General features: G+C 73.2%; 18 protein-coding genes. 3 read left to right on the forward strand and 15 right to left on the reverse strand.

Annotated features, from left to right (window positions below; genetic code table 11):
- Nucleotides 1-2: 2 nt before the first annotated feature.
- Nucleotides 3-425, reverse strand: a complete 423-nt coding sequence (locus ABTX81_RS01675) for an arsenate reductase ArsC (RefSeq protein ID WP_350540902.1) — start codon at nucleotides 423-425, stop codon at nucleotides 3-5.
- Between the two features lie 116 nt (nucleotides 426-541).
- Between ABTX81_RS01675 and ABTX81_RS01680 the strand changes: the two genes are divergently transcribed.
- Both ABTX81_RS01680 and arsB read left to right on the forward strand, forming a co-directional pair.
- Nucleotides 542-847: an ArsR/SmtB family transcription factor gene (locus tag ABTX81_RS01680; RefSeq protein WP_350540903.1), complete on the forward strand. Its 306-nt coding sequence runs from the start codon at nucleotides 542-544 to the stop codon at nucleotides 845-847.
- On the forward strand, nucleotides 847-1,935 hold the full coding sequence (arsB, locus tag ABTX81_RS01685) for an ACR3 family arsenite efflux transporter (protein WP_350540904.1): 1,089 nt from the start codon (nucleotides 847-849) through the stop codon (nucleotides 1,933-1,935). The genes ABTX81_RS01680 and arsB overlap by 1 nt, the downstream gene beginning before the upstream one ends.
- A 71-nt stretch (nucleotides 1,936-2,006) precedes the next feature.
- Here arsB and ABTX81_RS01690 read toward each other — a convergent pair whose 3' ends face one another.
- Nucleotides 2,007-2,534, reverse strand: coding sequence for a GNAT family N-acetyltransferase (locus tag ABTX81_RS01690; RefSeq protein WP_350540905.1), 528 nt, complete (start codon nucleotides 2,532-2,534; stop codon nucleotides 2,007-2,009).
- Nucleotides 2,534-2,887: an ArsR/SmtB family transcription factor gene (locus ABTX81_RS01695; protein ID WP_350540906.1), complete on the reverse strand. Its 354-nt coding sequence runs from the start codon at nucleotides 2,885-2,887 to the stop codon at nucleotides 2,534-2,536. Before ABTX81_RS01695 ends, ABTX81_RS01690 begins: the two co-directional genes overlap by 1 nt.
- 123 nt (nucleotides 2,888-3,010) lie before the next feature.
- On the opposite strand from ABTX81_RS01695, the gene ABTX81_RS01700 reads away from it, so the two are divergent.
- Nucleotides 3,011-4,384 (forward strand): FAD-dependent oxidoreductase, encoded by a 1,374-nt coding sequence (locus tag ABTX81_RS01700; protein ID WP_350540907.1) that lies wholly within the window; start codon nucleotides 3,011-3,013, stop codon nucleotides 4,382-4,384.
- A 282-nt stretch (nucleotides 4,385-4,666) separates the two neighbouring features.
- Here the strand turns inward: ABTX81_RS01700 and ABTX81_RS01705 are convergent, their stop codons facing one another.
- The 12 genes from ABTX81_RS01705 to ABTX81_RS01760 form a co-directional block, all read right to left on the reverse strand.
- Nucleotides 4,667-6,466, reverse strand: coding sequence for a VWA domain-containing protein (locus tag ABTX81_RS01705; RefSeq protein ID WP_350540908.1), 1,800 nt, complete (start codon nucleotides 6,464-6,466; stop codon nucleotides 4,667-4,669).
- Nucleotides 6,463-7,611 carry an AAA family ATPase gene (locus tag ABTX81_RS01710; RefSeq protein WP_350540909.1) on the reverse strand — a complete coding sequence of 383 codons (1,149 nt, stop codon included), beginning with the start codon at nucleotides 7,609-7,611 and terminating at the stop codon, nucleotides 6,463-6,465. Before ABTX81_RS01710 ends, ABTX81_RS01705 begins: the two co-directional genes overlap by 4 nt.
- Before the next feature lie 123 nt (nucleotides 7,612-7,734).
- Nucleotides 7,735-8,745 carry a hypothetical protein gene (locus tag ABTX81_RS01715; protein ID WP_350540910.1) on the reverse strand — a complete coding sequence of 337 codons (1,011 nt, stop codon included), beginning with the start codon at nucleotides 8,743-8,745 and terminating at the stop codon, nucleotides 7,735-7,737.
- 269 nt (nucleotides 8,746-9,014) lie between these two features.
- Nucleotides 9,015-9,236 carry a hypothetical protein gene (locus tag ABTX81_RS01720; RefSeq protein WP_350540992.1) on the reverse strand — a complete coding sequence of 74 codons (222 nt, stop codon included), beginning with the start codon at nucleotides 9,234-9,236 and terminating at the stop codon, nucleotides 9,015-9,017.
- Nucleotides 9,237-9,725: 489 nt separating this feature from the next.
- Nucleotides 9,726-10,682, reverse strand: coding sequence for a DUF6884 domain-containing protein (locus ABTX81_RS01725; RefSeq protein WP_350540911.1), 957 nt, complete (start codon nucleotides 10,680-10,682; stop codon nucleotides 9,726-9,728).
- A complete protein-coding gene (locus tag ABTX81_RS01730; protein ID WP_350540912.1) occupies nucleotides 10,679-10,918 on the reverse strand; it encodes a hypothetical protein in 240 nt (79 codons plus the stop codon). The genes ABTX81_RS01725 and ABTX81_RS01730 overlap by 4 nt, the downstream gene beginning before the upstream one ends.
- The gene (locus tag ABTX81_RS01735; protein WP_350540913.1) at nucleotides 10,915-11,331 is read right to left on the reverse strand and encodes a hypothetical protein; all 417 of its coding nucleotides are present in this window, start codon (nucleotides 11,329-11,331) and stop codon (nucleotides 10,915-10,917) included. Before ABTX81_RS01735 ends, ABTX81_RS01730 begins: the two co-directional genes overlap by 4 nt.
- A complete protein-coding gene (locus tag ABTX81_RS01740; protein ID WP_350540914.1) occupies nucleotides 11,328-12,059 on the reverse strand; it encodes a hypothetical protein in 732 nt (243 codons plus the stop codon). The genes ABTX81_RS01735 and ABTX81_RS01740 overlap by 4 nt, the downstream gene beginning before the upstream one ends.
- 61 nt (nucleotides 12,060-12,120) lie before the next feature.
- Nucleotides 12,121-12,648 carry a hypothetical protein gene (locus ABTX81_RS01745; protein WP_350540915.1) on the reverse strand — a complete coding sequence of 176 codons (528 nt, stop codon included), beginning with the start codon at nucleotides 12,646-12,648 and terminating at the stop codon, nucleotides 12,121-12,123.
- Nucleotides 12,645-13,448 (reverse strand): hypothetical protein, encoded by an 804-nt coding sequence (locus ABTX81_RS01750; RefSeq protein ID WP_350540916.1) that lies wholly within the window; start codon nucleotides 13,446-13,448, stop codon nucleotides 12,645-12,647. Before ABTX81_RS01750 ends, ABTX81_RS01745 begins: the two co-directional genes overlap by 4 nt.
- Nucleotides 13,445-14,140 (reverse strand): HAD family hydrolase, encoded by a 696-nt coding sequence (locus ABTX81_RS01755; RefSeq protein WP_350540917.1) that lies wholly within the window; start codon nucleotides 14,138-14,140, stop codon nucleotides 13,445-13,447. The genes ABTX81_RS01750 and ABTX81_RS01755 overlap by 4 nt, the downstream gene beginning before the upstream one ends.
- Nucleotides 14,137-15,363: an MFS transporter gene (locus tag ABTX81_RS01760; protein WP_350540918.1), complete on the reverse strand. Its 1,227-nt coding sequence runs from the start codon at nucleotides 15,361-15,363 to the stop codon at nucleotides 14,137-14,139. The genes ABTX81_RS01755 and ABTX81_RS01760 overlap by 4 nt, the downstream gene beginning before the upstream one ends.
- Between the last annotated feature and the right edge of the window lie 3 nt (nucleotides 15,364-15,366).

The raw sequence follows: 15,366 nt of genomic DNA on the forward strand, positions 1-15,366 counted from the left end.
GGTCAGTTGGCCGCGTGCTTGGCGTTGATCTCGGCGACCAGGCCCTCGACCAGGGTCCTGATGGCGTCGCGGATCGGGCGGACCGCTTCGAGGCCTCGGCCGGCCGGGTCCTCCAGCTTCCAGTCGAGGTACTTCTTGCCGGGGAAGTACGGGCAGGCGTCGCCGCAGCCCATGGTGATCACGTAGTCGGACGCCTGGACGGCCTCGGCGGTGAGGACCTTCGGCTTCTGGTCGGAGATGTCGATGCCCAGCTCGGCCATGGCGGCGACGGCGGCCGGGTTGACCTCGTGGCCGGGGGCGGAGCCGGCGGAGCGGACTTCGACGCGGTCCCTGGCGAGGTGGGTGAGGAAGCCGGCGGCCATCTGGGAGCGGCCAGCGTTGTGGACGCAGACGAACAGCACGGAGGCGAGCGGCGCGGCGGTCATCAGTGGGCGGTCCTTCGTTCGGGTCGGGCATCCGGACCGGGGCGGCCACGGCGGCAACCGCAGGACGTGTCAGCTGTCGCTGGTGTCAGTCCCGGCTGATGTGAAAGTATCAGCCCATGGTGATGTCAGTCGACACTGAACTGTTGCGAGCGCTGTCCGACCCCTTGCGGCTGCGGATCGTGACCCTGCTGGCCCGCGAGACCCTGTGCACCACGCACCTGGTGGAGGAGACCGGCGCCCGCCAGACCAACCTCTCCAACCACCTCAAGGTGCTGCGGGACGCCGGGGTGGTGGACACCGAGCCGTGCGGGCGCTTCACGTACTACCGGCTCAAGCCGGAGGCCTTGGAGACGTTGTCCGCGCAGTTCGCCGACCTCGCCGCCACCGCCCGCGCGAACGCCGACGTGAAGAGGTCCTGCTGATGCCCCGCACCGAACCCGCCGCCCAGGCCGGGCCCGAGGCGGCGTCGGTGGCCGGGAAGCTGTCCTTCGTCGACCGCTACCTCGCGGTGTGGATCCTCGTCGCGATGGCCGTCGGCCTGGGCCTGGGCCGGCTGATCCCCGGGCTGAACGACGCTCTCGCCAAGGTCGAGATCGGCGGGATCTCCCTGCCCATCGCGCTCGGGCTGCTGGTCATGATGTACCCGGTGCTGGCGAAGGTCCGCTACGACCGCCTCGACACCGTCACCGGCGACCGGAAGCTGATGGCCTCCTCGCTGGTGATCAACTGGATCGTCGGGCCCGCGGTGATGTTCGCCCTGGCCTGGATCTTCCTCGCCGACCTGCCCGAGTACCGCACCGGGCTGATCGTCGTCGGCCTGGCGCGCTGCATCGCCATGGTGATCATCTGGAACGACCTCGCCTGCGGCGACCGCGAGGCCGCCGCCGTCCTCGTCGCGCTCAACAGCGTCTTCCAGGTCGTCATGTTCGGCGTGCTCGGCTGGTTCTACCTCGACCTGCTGCCCGGCTGGCTGGGTCTCGGCGAGGGCGAGCACCTGGACGTCTCGATGTGGAAGATCGCGCTCAACGTCGTCGTCTTCCTCGGCGTCCCGCTCGTCGCAGGGTTCATGACCCGCCGCCTCGGCGAGAGGAAGCTCGGCCGCGAACGCTACGAGAGCGGCCTGCTCCCGAGAATCGGCCCCTGGGCCCTGTACGGGCTGCTGTCCACGATCGTGATCCTCTTCGCCCTCCAGGGGAGGACGATCACCTCGCAGCCGCTGGACGTCGCCCGGATCGCGCTGCCGCTGCTGGTCTACTTCGCGCTCATGTGGTTCGGCACCTTCGCGCTCGGCAAGGGGCTCGGCCTCGCCTACGACCGCACCGCCACCCTCGCGTTCACCGCGGCCGGCAACAACTTCGAGCTCGCCATCGCGGTCGCGATCGGCACGTTCGGCGTCACCTCCGGCCAGGCCCTCGCCGGGGTGGTCGGCCCCCTGATCGAGGTGCCCGTCCTGATCGCCCTGGTCTACGTCTCGCTGGCCTGGCGCCGAAAGTTCACCCCGGCAAGCTGACCGACGACCGCCGCGGCAGACGGGCCCGCCCCCAGATCGGGGGCGGGCCCGTCTGCGCTCGCCGGGGCCGGTCAGTGGACGGCGGGGCTGCGGCGCTCGATCAGCACGGTGTCGCGCCAGCGACCGTGATGGCGGGCGACGCGCTCGCGGGTGCCGATCACGCGGAACCCGGCGCGGGCGTGCAGGGCGAGGCTGGCGGTGTTCTCCGGGAACACCGAGGACTGGATCGTCCAGATCCCGGCCTGCTCGGTGGAGTCGATCAGCGCGGCCAGCAGCGCGCCGGCGACACCCCGGCCCCGCGCGTCGGGGTGGACGTAGACGGAGTGCTCGACCACCCCGGCGTAGGCGGGACGGGAGGAGACCGCGCTCACCGCGGCCCAGCCCAGCACCCGGCCGTCGGCGCCGAGCGCGACGTGCCGGTGGCCGGGCAGGCGAGCGGCGTCGAACGCCTCCCACGGCGGGATCTCGGTCTCGAAGGTGGCGTTGCCCTCCTCGATCCCGGCCCGGTAGACCGCCAGGACCTGTTCGGCGTGCTCGGGCAGCATCGGGGCGAGGGCGGGAAGGGCGCGGGGAGCAGGCCGGTGGCGCGGGTCGGGCATCAGCGGTCGAGGTCGAGCAGCGCGGCCATGCCGGCCACCACCGACGGGGCGACGCGGTAGTACACCCAGGTCCCGCGCCGCTCGGAGGTCAGCAGCCCGGCCTCGCGCAGCTTCTTCAGATGGTGGGAGACCGTCGGCTGGGACACCCCGACGTCCTGGATGTCGCACACGCACGCCTCCCCGCCCTCGGCGGAGGCGACCTTCGAGAACAGCCGCAGCCGCACCGGGTCGCCGAGCGCCTTGAACATCGCCGCCATCGTCACCGAGTCCCCGACGGACAGCTCCGCCGAGGACAGCGGCGCGCAGCACGGCACGGCCTCGGCCTCCAGGACCGGCAACTCCAGATTCGACATGCGTCTATGTTGACACCTGTCGATCCGGGGTGGCAAGGTCGAGATCGTCAGCGCATCGACGTTTGTCGAATCAGGCGGGTCCGGTCGAACCGTCACCCGCCCGTTCCGAAGGAGACCACCGCCATGACCTCTGCCACCGGCCTGCCCGTCCTCGTCATCGGCGCCGGCCCGATCGGCCTGGCCGCCGCCGCCCACCTCACCCGGCGCGGCCTCGACGCCCTGGTCCTCGAAGCCGGGCCCGCCGCCGGAGCCGCGGTGCGCGAGTGGGGCCACGTGCGGCTGTTCTCCACCTGGGCCGAACTCGTCGACCCCGCCGCCGAGACGCTGCTGGCCCCCACCGGCTGGACCCGCCCCGACCCGGCCGCCTACCCCACCGGCGCCGACTGGGCCGAGCAGTACCTCCAGCCCCTCGCCGACGCCCTCGGCCACCGCGTCCGCTACAACACCCGGGTGACCGGCGTCGCCCGCGCCGGCCGCGACCGGATCGTCGACTCCGGCCGCGACGAGCAGCCCTTCACCGTCCACCTCACCCACGCCGACGGCCACGAGGAGCGGATCACCGCCGCCGCCGTCATCGACGCCTCCGGCACCTGGAACACCCCCAGCCCGGCCGGCGCCGACGGCCTGCCCGCCCTCGGCGAGCACGCCAACGCCGACCACCTCTCCTACCGCGTCCCCGACCTCGACGACCCCGCCGTCCGCTCCCGGTACGCGGGCCGGCGCACCGCCGTCATCGGCTCCGGCGCCTCCGCGTTCACCGCCCTGGCCGCCCTCGCCCACCTCGCGAAGACCGAACCCGGCACCCACACGGTGTGGGTCCTGCGCCGCGGCATCACCGGCTCCACCTTCGGCGGCGGCACCGCCGACCAGCTCCCCGCCCGCGGCGCCCTCGGCCAAGCCGCGAAGGCCGCCGTCGAGAACGGCCACGCCACCGCCCTCACCGGCTTCCGCACCGCCGCCATCGAGAAGAACACCGACGGCCGGCTCGCCCTCGTCGCCGAGGACGGCACCCGCACCGAGGACCTGGACGAGGTCATCGTCCTGACCGGCCTGCGCCCCGACCTGTCCTTCCTCGGCGAGCTGCGCCTCGGTCTCGACGAGCGCCTCCAGGCCCCGACCGCGCTCGCCCCGCTGATCGACCCCAACCAGCACTCCTGCGGCACCGTCTACCCGCACGGTGTCAACGAGCTCTCCCACCCCGAACAGGGCGTCCACCTCGTCGGCGCGAAGTCCTACGGCCGCGCCCCCACCTTCCTCGCCCTCACCGGCTACGAGCAGGTCCGCTCCGTCGCCGCCCACCTCGCCGGCGACCACGACGCCGCCCGGCGCGTCGAACTCACCCTCCCCGAGACCGGCGTCTGCGGCGGCGCCGGACTCTTCGACCAGCCCGACGCCCAGCAGGACACCGAAGGCGGCTGCTGCGCCACCCCGGCCGCCCCCCAGCTCATCACCCTGGGCACCGCACCGCAGTCGTCCTGCTCCACCGGCGCCTGCTGACCGCCACCTACCCTCACAGGGCCGCAGTCGGGACCGCTGGTCCCCGGCTGCGGCCCTGCTCGTGGTGATCTCCGCAGACGGCACCGACAAAGTGCCATGATCACTGCGACAAGGCCGCCCGTCGGAGGGGCGGTGTAGTTGGCGGACCGCAGGTCACGGCGTCGGCCTCCGCCAACTTCGCCGAGACCGGACATGTTCGGTGGTGGACCACTCGTCTCGGTGACGATGGCGAGGCTGGCGGACAGGGGCCTCTACGTCTCGTCGTGGTGGTGTAGCGGCATCTCAGCGTGTTCTGCGGATGGCGTCGGTGGCGGCCTTGGCGATCGCGGCGGGAGCGCTGGAGGGGCGGGGCAGGTGGAGCAGGGTGGTCCCTGGCAGGTGGATGGAGTTCGCGCTGAGGGTGAGCTGGAGCACGGCGCAGCCGGCGGCGGTGAGGCGCTTGATGCGGGTGACGGCCTGAGTGGTTTCGTCGCTGCGGTAGCGGGCGTCGGTGACGATCACGAGGAGGCGGCCTGTGCCGGGGCGGCCGAGGTCGAGACCGTGGTCGAGCGCGTCGATGGCGTCGCCCAGGTTGTGGCTGGCGCCGCGGGCATCGAAGTTGGTTACGCGTTCTGGCGCCCGGTGGGTGGGTCGGGTCAGTGCGGTCAGATGCATGTCGTAGGCGATGGTGGAGGTGCGGGAGTCGGGGTCGGTCAGGGCCGCTGCACGGGCCACGATCCAGGCCGCGGACGCGACGGGTTTGCAGGCGGCGCTCATGGAGCCGGAGACGTCGACGGCGATGCCCACTCGTAGCGGTGGGGCGGGTGAGTGGCGGCGGCGGGTCTGGGTGAACGGCTCTGCGGTGGGCACCGCCCCGGCGGCGCGCTGGGCGTCGCGGGCGAGGGCCTGGCGCATGTTGAGGCGGCCGGGCGGGGTGGGGCTGGTGCTCCGCTCCTCGGTGCGCTCGCGGTAGGCGGCGGCGCGAAGGGCGCGGCTCAGGCGCGCTGCGGCGCTCTGCTCGGCGGCGGTGGGCTTGCGGGTGCCGGTGATCGGGTTGCCGTAGGGCGCCGGTGTGCCGTCGGGGCTGACGGTGGTGCCGCGGGGGTTGAAGACCGACTTGGCGGTGGCGGCGGCCTTGCGTCGCTGGCCGGCCTCCTGGGCACGGCCTTGAGCCTGTGCCCTGGACCGCGCGGCCACGGCGTTGGTGGCGGCGGCTTGTGCCGCGAGGTCGGCGGCGTTGTTCGCGTCCATGCTGTCCATGACGACCGCCGCGGCGGCGGACAGCAGGTCGGTGAGGTCCTTCGGCACGGGCAGGGCGGGGGCAGCGGTGTCCAGGGCGTCGCACCAGTCCTGGCCGTGCGCGAGCATGGTGGTGGCGTCGTAGTCGGCGCACCGGTGGGCGGCGGTCCAGATGCCGGTGAGGGTGGCCAACAGGTCGGTGCCCAGGACCCTTTCACACAGGTCGGCGACGGCCCTGGTCTCGCCGGCGTCCAGAATGCCGGCGTCCCGGCGGCCGAGGATCAGGGCCGCCACACCGGCGGCGTGCTCGATGCCCTGGACGCTGGGGTTGGCGATGTCGGGCATGACCAGGGTGCGGGCGCTGGTGCGCAGGTACGCGCGGTCGGTGGGCCGCCTGACCAAGTGGGCGCCTTCGGCACGGCTCTCCTCCAACAGGAGCGCGGCCTCGACGACGCGGGCATCCGCGTCGTCGGGCTGTTCCCACGCGGAGTGGGCGGCGTGGGCGGCCTCGTGAACGAAAACTCCCCAGGCGGCGGGATAGCGCTCCTCGTCGCCCACGATCCGGGGGTGGATCTCGTGGGGTTGGAGGGGGGCGAACAGACCGGAGTCGAACTCGATCTCCGCCAGGCGGGGGAAGTAGGCGGCCGGTGCGCCGCTGCGGGTGCCGGGGCGGCAGGTGACGAGCAGGTCCTGGCGGCCGGACAGGGCGACCAGTCGGTCGCCGAGTTCGGCTCCCACGCGTAGCCACGCGGCCGGGGAGGAAGGGGGCTGTGCGGGTGGGGCGCCGTCGTCGTCCCAGCGTGCGAGGTCGGCGTCGTCGTCGGGCGTGATGGTGGAGGGCTGGATGTGGTGGTGGGCGCTCATCGCGGGCGGCGCCGGTGCGCGGGGCCGGTGCTGCCCGGGTGCGGCTGGGCGGCGGAAGTGGTCGCGGCGGAGAGCTGCCGGCCGAGGGTGAGGGGGGCGACCTGCTTGACGCCGGCAATCTTGCTGACGGCGGCGGCGACGGCGTCGCGGTCCTCGATGGGTGCGATGCCGACCAGGTTCGCGAGCGCGGCCTTGGTGCCGAGGACGGCCTCGGTCTTCTGGTAGCTGAGCAGCTCCCGCAGCTGGGGGGCCCAGCCCAGCTCTCCGAGCTCGACTTGGGCGGCGAGGTGCCGGGCGACCCGGACCACCCGAGCGTCGATCCGCAGGGCCAGGGCGAGGTCGTAGTCCGTGCCGACCTGGATCTGCACGCTGAACCGGCTCGCGAGCGCCTCCGTGAGAACGGCGCCGTGCACGCCCGGATTGTGGCCCGCCACCATGTAGAAGCCCGGCTCGGCCTTGATGGTCTCGCCCTTGTGGGCCTTGACCTGGATCTGGCGGCGCCCGTCCATGGCCGGGTAGAGCGCGGCCAGGACCTTCGGTGAGATCAGGGTGGCGTCGTCGATCAGCAGGGCGCGGCCCTCGGTCATCGCGGTGACCAGCGGACCGTACTGGAAGACGTAGTTGCCGCCGTCTTCCTGCGTGTACTCGCCGATCAGGTCGCCGACCGTGGTGTCGCCGTCGCCGGCGACGGTGAGCAGGTCGGGGAACGCCGCCTCCACCAGGGAGGTCTTGCCGGTGCCTGGGGGGCCGTAGAGCAGCACCGGCACATCGGCGTCGCGCAGGCGAGCCAGCGCCTCGACGTCGGGCAAGTCGGCCAGCTCCCGGGGGTGGTAGAGCTGCCCCCCAGCGCGGCGGATCGGGCCGACCTGATTCGGCGCGGCCGGTGCGGGAGCGGTCGTGCGGGCCGTTGCCGCCTGGGCGCGGGGAGAGTGGGTGCCCGGTGGACTGATCACCGCGGTCTGCGCGGCGGCGGCCGTCTTCCCGTTCGCGCGGAACTGCTTTCCGGTGCCGAGCTGATCGGCCTCGCCGCGTCGCACGAGGGTCGTGACCGCTTGCTGGACAGCACCGTGGGAGTGGCCCAGTGCCTTGGAGATTTCCCCGATGGTGAGCGGGTCCGTCGGACGGTCGGCCAACATTCGGGCCACCTTGGCCCGCAGCTCGCCAGGCTTGGCGTGTGCTGTTTTGACGGGCGGTCCGGGTGTGGTCAAAGCGATGATCCTCCAACGGGGCGGCGTGTGGCCAGAGTTGGCATTCCTGGGGGCGGGCCGTCACCGGGTGCGGGGGCGGGTGGCGGTCTGGTTATTGGTGGTGGGCGGGACCGGAGCCACGGCCGCGGCAGGGCTGGCAGCGGCGGCGGGGCTGGTGGCGCGGGCCGCAGCGCTGCGGGCGCTCTCGATCCCGATGGGCGGCAGGGGGTTGTCCGGCGCGCCAGCGCGCCGGGTCCACTCGTAGGCCGCATCGAGGTCCGGGAAGCCGCCCTCCCGCAGGGTGTAGGTGCGGCCGGGGTAGTCGACGTCCTCGTAGAACACCCGGACGGGGTGTTCGCCGGCTGCGGGCCGCTGGTCCTCGGCGATGATCCAGGTGTTGAAGTCGTAGACCAGGTCCTCGTTGCTGCTGGGTGGGCCGCCCGAAGAGTGGGCGGGGTCCAGGACGAGGTCGGAGGTGTACGAGTTCGCGATCCAGTACCTGTCGCCGGCCTGGGCGAGCCGCTGCTCCAGTTCGCGGCTGGGCTGGTCGCAGGTCGGAAGCCACTCGTGGTTCGGTGTCACCTGGCCGAGGTCGGCGCCGCGGGAGACGAGCCAGTTCTGCGCGAGCGCCACGATCGGCGCCCGCTGGTACTCAAGCCGGAACGTTCCGGCGCCGAGGTCGCGTCGGACGTGGATTCCGGCGAGCTGTTCCGAGCCGGGGATGTTCCAGGTCATGGTGCCGTCGTGGACGACGAGGTAGGAGTCCGTCAGCAGCGGTGCGTGCGGGTTGGTGGTGTTCTGCACGGCCAGGACGCCGACGTTCCGCTCGTACGCGAACTCCCACCACCTGCGCTTGTCCTCCTCGGTGTGGGCTTCGAGGTCCTCGACCTGGAGGGCCTCGTCAATGGCGAGGAGTGGCTCATTGACGTCGGTGATGGCATTCTCCGGTGTTCTCGGGGGACGTTGAGGTGCCGCAGGACCATTCGGGGCGCGGCTGGCGCTAGCGGCGGCAGCGCGATCGGTGACGGGGCCGACGACGGTGACCTCCCGGTCGGTGACGACCAGCGGGTCGATGTCGGTGTCGGTAGGCAAGGAGGTCTCCAGGAGCAGGGGCACGATCACCGCGAGGTTGCTGGTGGGTTCGGGCCGGTCCGGGCGCCCCCGCCGGTCACCGAAGCGGGCAGGGACAGCCGTCGGAGGTCAGGGGCGGGAGGATCACCGGGACCGTGGGGGCGAGGTCGGCCCGCTCACGGGGTCCGCCCGGCCCAGCTGGGGGCCCGGCCCCCGGCTGGGCCGGGCGGCGTGGGAGATCTTGTCGCTGGTCTGTACGGGCGTGCCCGGCAGGGGCGCCCCGTCGGCGCTCACCGGCTGGCGGAGTGCTCGGTGCAGGCACACGGGGTGGCCGGCGGCGAGCAGCTCGCTGGCTGCCGAGCGGGCCCGCGCGTCCGGTCCGTGCTGGTTTCCGTCGCTGGGCAGGCGCAGCCAGGAGTCTCCTCGAAGCCGGCCTGAAGCAAGATCCGCCGGGCTGCGGCGTTGTAGCCGGTGGTGGTGATCTCGCCGGTGTTGGTGTGCCGGATCGTCACGAACGGCTGGGATGTGCGCTCTGCTGGCGCCGCTGCCTCGTGGACGGGCGAGGGCCCCTGGACGACGAGGGTGCGGGCCGTCGGCAGGAACTCGAGCGCCTCCATGCGGTGGTCGTGCAGGCCCTCGTCGATCCTGGCCAGGGCATGCATGAGCGTGTACGCGGAGACGGAGTCCGGGCCGGGGCGAGTCTCGTCGAGGTAGCGGTCGACTGCGGTACAGGCATGGGCGACAAGCCGCTCGGCGGCGTGGAGCAGGCCGCCGTCCTCCAAGAGGAATTCAAGGAGTTGGCCGAGCTGATCGGTGCCGACTGTGGTGAGGTGATCGGCGAGTTCGTGCAGTGTCGCAGCGCTGGCCTTGACGTTGGCGACGGAGTCGAGAGGATGCGAGGTCAGGACTTCTCCGTGATTCGGGGCTGGGAGGGCTTGGGCGGCCAGTGCCAGCCGTGTTCCGGGGGTGCGGGACTCGGCGGTGCAGGGGCCTGCGGGGTCTCACCGCTGCGTGGGGCTTGGGGGACGTGGAACGGAGCCCGGGCGGCCCGCCGGCACCGTGGTGCCCGCAGCGGCGCGAACGGGCAGCGATCGGGTGATTGCTGCGGTCCTGCGGCCGGTGGAGGCGGTGAGGTACTGCGCGGCGGCCGGCGTTGTCGGGCGTCCAATCGTTCCGGCCGCAGCGACGTCTGGTTGGAGCCGTGTGGTCGTGCGCTCCGCTAGGCCCTGTTCCGCCCGGGCCTCGGCCTGTTCCCAGCATGCCGCCCGCCGGTCCGAGCCTGCCGGGTCGTAGTACTCCCGGAGCCGGCTCAGCTGTTCGCCGATGCCGCGCGTTCCGGCCAGCGGCAGCACGCTGTGCGGTACTGCAGGGCGCAGCACGTCCGCGTAGCTGGTTCCGCCGAGGAACACCACCTCGGCGTTGGGGAGGTCGAACGCCTCGGCGTGCTGTCGCAGGTGCTCGCTGGTGACGGCCGCGGTGTCGGTGATGGCCATGTCGTAGGGGCCGAGCAGGCGGTCGGGGCGTACCAGGCCGTGTTTGGCGGAGAGGATGAGGACGGTGCCCCAATGGCTGGTCAGGGCGTCGGCGGCGCGGCGCAGTGCGCGGTGGTAGCTGCCCGTGTAGAGCTTCCCGGCGGGCAGCCATGTCTGTGCGTCGGTGGTGGCCTTGCGGTTGCCGCAGGCCACGATGACCGCTCGCCGTCGCGGTGCGGGGGCGCCGTGGCGGAGGGCGTACTGGCGGCCGTTCTCGGTGAGGTGGACGGTGACGGCGTGGGCCTGGTCGTAGGTGAAGCGGTGGCCGCTGGACAGCGGCCGGAGCCACGCGAGTCCGTGGTCGGCCAGATACCGCAGGGTCCGTCCATGGACGGTGGCGGGAAGGAGGTGATCGGGGTCGGTGGCGGCGGCGAGGACGGCTTCGTGGGCGGTTCGGGGCAGGGTGTCACCCGGGACGGCGCTCACCGGCGCGCGATGGCGGAACGGATGTCCCCACCGACCTTGGCCGTCTCCGCAGGTGTCGGTGGCGGGGTGGACCGAGCGGATGAGGGCTGTTCGGTCAGCGGTATCAGCCCGGGCTCGATGACGCCGAGGTACTCTGCGTTGGCGGTGCTGGCCGCGTCGCGTGGCTGAAGGTCGGCGATGCCGAGGTCGGCGGTGGGTTGGGCGATGAAGGGCTCCGTGGTGTCGTGCCGGTTCAACACCGTCGGCCGTGCGGGCGCGGCGGGTCGGCGGGCTTCGGCACGGGGGCGGTGGTGGCGGGCGGGGACATGCGGGCGGTACTGCTGGCGAGGGCGGCGGTGCGGCGCTCTGCGGGAACGGCGGGCCGCGCGCCCTCCTGGGCGCGCAGCCAGGCCCGGCCGGCGGCGGGGTCGGCTGCCCGGTGCAGGCGCACCGTGTAGGTGCCGGCCTGCTGGTCGCGGGTGACGCGGGCGGCCAGGACCATGGTCCGGTCGGTGCCGAGGTAGCTGCTGGCGGCCAGACCGCTCTCGTGCTCGGGGTCGAGGGTGAGGCCGCAATGGAGCAGGACCTGCGCGGCGGTGAGGTCGTCCACGGTGGCGGGTTCGAGTCCGGCCAGTCCGATGATGTTGCCGTCGGGCTCGCTTCCGGTCATCGGCGCGGCGTCCTGCGGGCCGCAGGGTCGATGGCCGGGGCGGGGAACAGTGTGGGAGTGCCGGTGCCAGGCGCTGTGGCGATGGGCCGACAGCCGCGCGTGCTCGACGTCGGTGCCCAGCCGTGTCGGACGTAGTTCTCGTGCCAGGCGTGGAGCCTGGTGTACAGGGTCCGCAGGTGGAACAGTGCGCGGTTCGCCGCACTGTGGGAGAGGCCTTGCCCGGGGAGTAGCGGTGTGTCCTCGGGGAGCTGGGCGGCCAGGTCGACGGCGCCGGCGAAGGTGAGCCGGGCGGCCAGCTCGCGGTGCGTCGCCGGCTGGTCGGACAGGGAGCGCGGTGCGGTGAGGCTGGGGTCGGCGGCCAGGCGAAGCACGGTCTCGATCGGCACCGCGGTGTGCTCGTCGGGCCGGGCGAGGCCGAGGGACCGGGCGGTGAGGTAGGCGCTCGTCCACACTGGAGCCAGTTCCCCGGCGATCTTTGTGGTGGTCTGTCGCTCGATGTCGTAGCAGCCCGTATGGGCGAGCAGCCGGGCGGTCTGCAGGCGCCGCAGGTGCTCCCGCACGTCGGCGGCGCTCATGCTGTCGTCGGCGGGGAAGTCGGTGGGCCGGGATTCGGCGGGCAGTTCGTGGTAGCGGGCGTCGAAGAATACGCGCACGGTGCCGGGCGCGGACAGCAGCTGAAGGGCCTGCTGGGTGTGCGAGGTGGGCAGGGCGGTCAGGTGGTCGTCCAAGGATCGGGGTTCCGGACCCTGTCGGGGCGGGGAACGGGGATGGTCGATCGGGGGCAGTTGGTCACCGGCCGCGGGCGGGGGGCGACACGGTGGCGGGCAATGCTGCGGCGGTCTCCACCCCGGCCACGGGAACGGTCGTGGAGGTCCGGATCCGGGAGGCCGCAGTGCGGGCGGCGGTGGCTCTGGCGGCAGGTGATTCGGCGGCCTGGCGGTAGAAGTGGACGGCCATGACGAGGTGTTCGACAGCGAGGTGGTAGCGGGCGGCGAGCGCCTCGATGTCGCGGCCGAGGGACGCCAGCAGGCCCCACTGCTCGGTGTCCCGGTGGTCCCCGCTGCGGGTCCGCTCCAGACGCCGGATCGCGACGTCGGCCTGGCGGCGCAGTTCCTGGTCGGCGTCGTCGAGCCGCTCCGCCTGCCGCGCCAGCAGCAGGGCGAGGCTACGCAGCTCCCCCGGCTCGGTGTGCCGGTCGGCCAGGCCGTAGGTGTCCAGGCCCAGGCGCTCCAGGACGAGCAGGCGCCCGGCGAACGCCGGGGCACCGCCGACCAGCGTGGCGGGTGCCGGGCCCGTGGCCGGCCCGGTGGTGGTCATCGTGCCGGCCTTCCTGTGCGGACCGGATCGATGCCGGCGACCTGAGCCGCGTCCGGCGTCGCGGCGGACGGGGATGCCGCCTCCGCGTGGGCGGTCCCGGCGAGGGTGGCGTGGACCCGGGCTCCGGCGGGCGTGAGGCGAAGCTTCTGCCCCTGGTACAGGGACCTGCTCCGGTCGTGCTCGACGAGCTTGCGGTCGATCAGCCAGGTGACGGACACGGCGCTGACGCGCATTCCTGGGCTGATGACGCGCCGACCCTGACGGACGCTCATCGAATGGACGGTGACCTCGCCGCGCGCGACGGCGTCGAGGGCCAGGCGCTGGGAAGCACTCAGCCTTATCGGTCGGGACGGTTCAGCCGCGCGCTGCCGCGTGGGCGCACGGTCCGGTGCGGCGGGCTCGGCCGGCATCCGGGCGGCCAGCAATTGGTGTAGCCCGATGAGGCGGTCCAGTCTTTGGTGGAGCTCGGCGCGGCGTGCGCACAGGAGGTCGAGCGCGTGGGCGCTGGTGCCGATCACGCCGGTGGTCAGCGGCATGTCGGCGTCGAGGCCGTCGATCACGCGCTGCACATCTCCGCGGATACTGCGGGCGGTGGTGACCATGCCCTGCTGGACGTGGTCGAGGCGGCGCGCAACACGGAGGACCTCGGATGCCGAACTGCCTAGCAGGCCACCTTCGTCGTCGCGCCCGCCCGGTATGTCCCTGAGGCGGCCGACGTCGAACTCCTTGAGGACCATCGCGGTGCCGATCGTTGTCGGATCGGCCGACGCGGGCCTGGGCGTGTCGGAGGGCTGGTTCACCGCGTCGCCGCCGCGCGGGCGGCGATGGCGGCGAGGCCGGTCTCGACGGCTTCGGCCAGGGTGTCCACCAGCGGGGCGCCGGCGGTGGCCAGGCGCTCGGGGCAGTGCAGGCCGCCAGTGTGCAGGACCGGGACGGCGCCGACCGCGCGGGCGGCGACCGCGTCGTCGGCGCTGTCGCCGATGACGATGACGGTGGCCGGGTCGATGCCGGGGCCGAGGGCGGCGAGGTGGGCGGCGAGGGCCGGTGCCTTGGTGGAGACCGAGGGGCCGACGCGGCCGTCGATGCGGTCCATCAGCCCGGCGATACCGACCTGCCGTACCTCGTGGAGCAGCCGCTCGTGCGGGGCGAGGGAGAGCAGGGACTGCCCGATCCCGCGGGCGCGCAGGCCCAGCATCACCTGCCGGATACCCGAGCGCAGCTTCACCGGCCTCTGGCCGAGCACGGCGAGGAACGCGGCGTCGTTGCTGGCCCACTCCTCATCGCTGATCGAACGGCCGAGGAGGTGGTCGTAGAACGAGCGGATCGGCACCCGGTGCTGGGCTCGGTAGGTGTCGACGCTGACCGGCCGACCGCCAAGAGCGGGAAGAGTCGCGTTGAGCGCGGCGACGTGGTCGGACAGGTCATCGCGGACGGTGCCGTTCCAGTCCCAGACGATGCGGATGCGGGCGGCGGCGGTGGTGCTGGTGGTCAAGCGCTGGTCTCCTGAGAGGTGGTGGGGCGGGGGTTGAGCAGGTCAATGCGGGGGAGGAGGACGGCCGCGGCCAGGACGGCGGCGAACACCGCCAGGGTGGCGACGGACGCCGTGCCGTGCTCGGCGAGGCGGCCGGCGGCGGCGGTGCCCAGTGCCTGGCCGACGCCGACGACCGCGACCAGCCAGGCCGCGGCCTCGGTGGCGGTGCCGGCCGGGGCCAGGCGATCAGCGAGTTGGAAGCCGATGGCGAGCAGCGGGGAGAGGTAGAGGCCGGGCGCGACGGCGAAGGCGACGGCCGCCAGCGGGACGGTGGTGAACAGCAGCGGCGCGAAGCAGGCCGCGTACCCGCCGGCCGCTGCGAGCAGCTGGTGCTGAGGGGGGAGCGGCCAGGGGGAGCGGGTGTAGGCGATGCCGCCCAGCAGGCTGCCGACGGACAGCGCGGCGGGCAGCAGCCCGGTGAGCCAGCCGGCACCGGTCCGGTCGGCAAGTGCGATGGCCAGGACGTTGAAGGCGCCGAGGTTGACTCCGAGGCAGAGCATCGCGGCGAGCAGGACGAGCAGGCCGCGCGAGCGCAGAGGTCCGCTCCAGTGGACCTCGCGCCGCTCGGCCGGCGGCCAGTCGGCGGGCGGGCGGGTGGCGACGATGCCCGCGCCGATGCCGCCGACGACCCCGCACGCCCACAACGCGGCTGCCGGAGAGAGGAGTTCGCACAGTGCGGTGGCGGCCAGTGGCCCGGCGACGAAGACGATCTCCTGGCTGACGCTGTCCAGGGTGAAGGCCACCCGCTGCTCGGCCGGGTCGGGCACGAGCCGCGGCCACAGTGCGCGAAGTCCGGCCTCCAGCGGCGGTGTTGCAGCACCGGCGAGTACGGCGAGCGCTGCGGCGGTGAGCGGCCGGGCGGCCAGATCGGTCGCGGCGAGCACGCTGAACGCCGTGAACGCCACGCTCGCCGCGAGGGCCGAGACGATTCCCAGCCGCGTGCGGTCGACGACACGGCCGAGCAGCGGCTGGCCGACGGCGCTGGCCAGTGCGTAGAGGGCGGCGAGGGCGGCCCCGAGCATGACCGGCCCGCCTGCGGCGCGTACGGCGAGCAGCAGAGCGAGGGGCGCCATCGCGGTGGACAGCCGTCCGACGAGGGTGCCGGTGAGCAGTGCGGGCACGTGGGGGCGGGCGAGGACGTCGCGGGTGGTGGGGTGGGGCTGGGAGGTGGAAGCGGGGTGCATGCG

Source organism: Kitasatospora sp. NPDC097605 (assembly GCF_040302725.1).
In the GTDB taxonomy this organism is placed as follows: Bacteria; Actinomycetota; Actinomycetes; order Streptomycetales; family Streptomycetaceae; genus Kitasatospora.

Excerpts from the sequence above, each read along its gene's own strand:
- ABTX81_RS01745 (WP_350540915.1), bottom strand. The coding sequence starts at position 12,648 with ATGACCACCACCGGGCCGGCCACGGGCCCGGCACCCGCCACGCTGGTC.
- ABTX81_RS01700 (WP_350540907.1), top strand. The coding sequence starts at position 3,011 with ATGACCTCTGCCACCGGCCTGCCCGTCCTCGTCATCGGCGCCGGCCCG.
- ABTX81_RS01695 (WP_350540906.1), bottom strand. The coding sequence starts at position 2,887 with ATGTCGAATCTGGAGTTGCCGGTCCTGGAGGCCGAGGCCGTGCCGTGC.
- ABTX81_RS01680 (WP_350540903.1), top strand. The coding sequence starts at position 542 with ATGGTGATGTCAGTCGACACTGAACTGTTGCGAGCGCTGTCCGACCCC.
- arsB (WP_350540904.1), top strand. The coding sequence starts at position 847 with ATGCCCCGCACCGAACCCGCCGCCCAGGCCGGGCCCGAGGCGGCGTCG.
- ABTX81_RS01705 (WP_350540908.1), bottom strand. The coding sequence starts at position 6,466 with ATGAGCGCCCACCACCACATCCAGCCCTCCACCATCACGCCCGACGAC.
- ABTX81_RS01690 (WP_350540905.1), bottom strand. The coding sequence starts at position 2,534 with ATGCCCGACCCGCGCCACCGGCCTGCTCCCCGCGCCCTTCCCGCCCTC.
- ABTX81_RS01675 (WP_350540902.1), bottom strand. The coding sequence starts at position 425 with ATGACCGCCGCGCCGCTCGCCTCCGTGCTGTTCGTCTGCGTCCACAAC.
- ABTX81_RS01735 (WP_350540913.1), bottom strand. The coding sequence starts at position 11,331 with ATGACCGGAAGCGAGCCCGACGGCAACATCATCGGACTGGCCGGACTC.
- ABTX81_RS01760 (WP_350540918.1), bottom strand. The coding sequence starts at position 15,363 with ATGCACCCCGCTTCCACCTCCCAGCCCCACCCCACCACCCGCGACGTC.